This is a genomic window from Pseudoalteromonas rubra, assembly GCF_005887095.1.
Taxonomy (GTDB): domain Bacteria; phylum Pseudomonadota; class Gammaproteobacteria; order Enterobacterales; family Alteromonadaceae; genus Pseudoalteromonas; species Pseudoalteromonas rubra_E.
On sequence record NZ_PNCI01000195.1, the window covers coordinates 1 to 224 of the forward strand.

Annotated in this window: 1 pseudogene; it reads right to left on the bottom strand. The window is 48.2% G+C overall.

Annotation, left to right across the window (positions count from 1 at the left end):
- Positions 1-224, bottom strand: a pseudogene (locus CWB99_RS24375) (hypothetical protein); the annotation flags it as partial.

The window sequence follows — 224 nt, forward strand, 5'->3', positions numbered from 1 at the left end:
ACACCCCAAAAGGTCATTGACGCGAGCGCTCCTGAATCAATTTGTAACCTTTCACCCATATCATTATAGCCGACAAGCTCGTCATCAACGTTTTGAATATTAAGCACTTCATCAACACGTTGAAGTTGATTATGGCTGTTAAGCTGACAGATCCCCCGATTCACGCCGCCCTGCTCACTACAGGTACTCACCACCGGGTAAGCAACACAGGCCCAGTGCTCACT